2 protein-coding genes are annotated in these 3721 nt (G+C 69.9%); both read left to right on the forward strand.

Annotated features, from left to right (window positions below; genetic code table 11):
* The first annotated feature begins 166 nt into the window (after positions 1 to 166).
* Positions 167 to 1276: an FAD-dependent monooxygenase gene (locus E1166_RS29850; protein ID WP_132343161.1), complete on the forward strand. Its 1110-nt coding sequence runs from the start codon at positions 167 to 169 to the stop codon at positions 1274 to 1276.
* A gap of 131 nt (positions 1277 to 1407) precedes the next feature.
* Positions 1408 to 3159 (forward strand): cytochrome c oxidase subunit I, encoded by a 1752-nt coding sequence (ctaD, locus tag E1166_RS29855; RefSeq protein ID WP_132343162.1) that lies wholly within the window; start codon positions 1408 to 1410, stop codon positions 3157 to 3159.
* Positions 3160 to 3721 lie beyond the last annotated feature (562 nt).

The raw sequence follows: 3721 nt of genomic DNA on the forward strand, positions 1-3721 counted from the left end.
GGGGAGGGGATCGCGGGAGCGCTCCCATAGTTCGACACATTTACATTTCTGCAACAAGACCGCAACCGGATGCGGCCAGGGGCGACCGGGTCTACCGCGCGTCGATCGCGCGGAGTAGTGTCTTGCCTCCAACGCGTGCCGAACCCCTCCGGAGGCGTACACCACCATGGGTGGCAGCTCTCCCCTGCGCATCCTCGTCGTCGGCGCGGGCATCGCCGGCCTGGCCGTGGCCCGGGCGTTGCGCCTGGCCGGCTTCCGCCCGGACGTCACCGAGAAGTTGCCTCCGAACGAGTTCGTCGACGCCGGCCTCTACCTTCCCGGCAACGCCGCGCGGGCGCTGCGCCGGCTGGACCTCGACGGCCCGGTCCGCCCGTTCGGCCGGGTCATCCACCGGCAGCGTTTCCTCGACGCGGCCGGCGAACCGCTCTGTGAGGTGGATCTCGACGCGCTCTGGGCCGGGGTCGGCGAGTGTCGCGCGCTGCCCCGCCGCGACCTGTACCAGGTGCTGCTCAGCGGCGCGGGAGGTGCCGTCCGGCACGGCGCCGAGCTCAGCGCCGTCGAACTGCTGCCCGCCGGCGTCGGGGTCACCTTCACCGACGGCACCGGCGGCGAGTACGACCTGGTCATCGGCGCCGACGGACCGCGCTCGGCGGTCCGCTCCCTGGCCGCGCTCGGCGGCCCGCCCCAGCCGGCCGGGCAGGTGGTCTACCGCGCCGTGGTCCGGGACGGCCCGGAGGTCGCCGACTGGACGGCCCTGCTCGGCCAGCGCGCCGGCTTCCTCGTCGTGCCGATCGGTGCCGGGCGACTGCACGTGTACGCCGACGAGGCCGGCACCAAGCCCCCCGCCGACCCGCTGGCCCGGCTGCACGAACTCTTCGGCTCCTACGGCGGCCCGGTTCCGGCGGTGCTGGAGGCGCTCGACCGGGTGCAGGTGGGGCTCACCGACGAGGTCGAGCTGGGGCGCTGGTACCGGGGTCGGGTGCTGCTGGTCGGCGACGCCGCGCACGCCACCGCGCCCACGCTGAGCCAGGGCGCGGCGATGGCGCTGGAGGACGCGGTGGTGCTCGCCGAGTCGCTGACCGCGGCCGGCAGCGTCGAGGCGGCGCTGGTCGCGTACGAGAGTCGTCGCCGGCCGCGTACCCGATGGGTGCGGGACCGGACCCGGGACCGCAACCGGACCCGGGACGTGCCGCCGGCGCTGCGCGACCCGCTGCTGCGCGGACGCGGCGATCGGATCTTCCGCGAGCACTACCGGTTGCTTCTCGGCCCGCTGTGAGGGCAGCCCACCATACTGCCCGACGACCCCCGGCGGCGCTGCCACCTGCCGGGGACTATCCTCCTTGCGGATGACGGCTCGCAGCTGACAGGTGCGCGCCGAGCGGGACAACCGAGAACCGGAGGCCATTCGTGACCACCGTCGCACCCAAGCCGGTCGTGACCCGGCCATGGCCGGTCCGAGAGCCGGTCAAGGGGTCGGCCATCGCGCGGCTGCTGCGCTCCACGGACGCGAAGCAGATCGGGATCATGTACATGGTCACCGCGTTCGTGTTCTTCATGATCGGTGGCCTGATGGCGCTGATCATGCGGGCCGAGCTGGCGCGGCCGGGGATGCAGTTCCTGTCGCCGGAGCAGTACAACCAGCTGTTCACCATGCACGGCACGATCATGTTGCTGTTCTTCGCGACGCCGATCGTGTTCGCGTTCGCGAACTACGTGGTGCCGCTGCAGATCGGTGCGCCCGACGTCTCGTTCCCCCGGCTGAACGCGTTCGCCTACTGGCTGTACCTGTTCGGCGGCACCATGGCGACGGCCGGTTTCCTCACCCCGGGTGGCGCGGCGGACTTCGGTTGGACCGCCTACACCCCGCTGAGCAGCGTCGAGCACTCGCCCGGCGTGGGCGCGAACATGTGGGTCGTCGGGCTGGCCGTCTCCGGTCTGGGCACCATCCTCGGCGCGGTCAACCTGATCACCACGATCCTGACCCTGCGCGCCCCCGGCATGACCATGTTCCGGATGCCGATCTTCACCTGGAACATGCTGGTCACCAGCCTCCTGGCGATCCTGGTCTTCCCGCTGCTCGCCGCGGCGCTCTTCGCGCTCGCCGCGGACCGGCTGCTCGGTGCCCACGTGTACGACCCGGCCACCGGCGGGCCGATGCTCTGGCAGCACCTGTTCTGGTTCTTCGGCCACCCCGAGGTCTACATCATCGCGCTGCCGTTCTTCGGCATCATCACCGAGATCATCCCGGTCTTCTCCCGCAAGCCGATCTTCGGTTACAAGGGCCTGGTCGGCGCCACCATCGCCATCGCCGCCCTGTCGATGAGCGTGTGGGCGCACCACATGTTCGCCACCGGCCAGGTGCTGCTGCCGTTCTTCAGCTTCCTGAGCTACCTGATCGCCGTGCCGACCGGCATGAAGTTCTTCAACTGGATCGGCACCATGTGGCGGGGGCAGATCACCTTCGAGACGCCGATGCTCTTCGCGGTCGGCTTCCTGGTGACCTTCCTCTTCGGCGGTCTCACCGGTGTGCTGCTGGCCAGCCCGCCGCTCGACTTCCACCTGCACGACAACTACTTCGTGGTGGCGCACTTCCACTACGTGCTCTTCGGCACCATCGTGTTCGCCGTCTTCGCCGGCATCTACTTCTGGTTCCCGAAGATGTTCGGCCGGATGCTCGACGAACGACTGGGCAAGATCCACTTCTGGCTCACGATGATCGGCTTCCACACCACGTTCCTGGTGCAGCACTGGCTGGGCGCCGAGGGCATGCCGCGTCGGTACGCCGACTACCAGCCCGTCGACGGCTTCACCACGCTGAACATGATCTCCACGGTCGGCGCGTTCATCACCGGCGTCTCGACCCTGCCGTTCATCTGGAACTGCTGGAAGTCGTACAAGACCGGCCCGATCGTCGAGGTCGAGGATCCGTGGGGCCACGGCAACTCGCTGGAGTGGGCCACCAGCTGCCCGCCGCCGCTGCGCAACTTCGACCGGATGCCGCGGATCCGCTCCGAGCGGCCGGCCTTCGACTACAAGTTCCCGGAACTGGCCGCCGGCCAGACCCTGGCCGGCCCGCCCGAGGGCGGCGCCAAGCCGCTGACCGGCGAGTCCGACGGTGGCGCCAGCTACCAGGAGGACACCAGCGCCGGACAGCGCTGACACTGACTGCGCACCACGGCCGCCGTACCCGAGGGGTACGGCGGCCGTTCGCCGTTCCTGCCGGTCCCGAAGCGACGGCACCACCGCAAACCGCGTCCGGCACGCGAGGCGCGCGCGGGATGCGTGGGGTCGTGGGGCGGTGGGTCAGGCGGATGCTCCTATGGTGGTGATGTGATGATCTGGTATAGCTCGCGGGCGAGGTAGCGCTTCAGGCATCAGACGCTACGAACCTGACTACGCAAACGGATCGGGGCGGGCGTGGCCGAGTTGGCGACACCTGCCGTCAGCGGACGGAACACCTCGCTGGCCGAATCGGAGTCACCGCCTCGCCGGCGAAGTCCCGGTCCGGCGGTGACCGGGTGGGTTCCCGTCAGGTCTGCCCCGTTCACCCCGGTGCCTGATCCGTTCACGGAGTCAGGTTTGCAGCGGGCAGTGATCCATTGACGTAGTCAGGTTTGTAGCGGACAGCAAGCCTGCCTCATCGGCACGCGGCGTTTATCCCGCGCCGGGCCCAGTGCGGCGGCACGGTTCTGCGTCGCCTGGTCCCGGTCTGTCAGGCGGG

Origin of the sequence: Micromonospora sp. KC213 (genome assembly GCF_004348325.1) — a bacterium.
In the GTDB taxonomy this organism is placed as follows: domain Bacteria; phylum Actinomycetota; class Actinomycetes; order Mycobacteriales; family Micromonosporaceae; genus Micromonospora.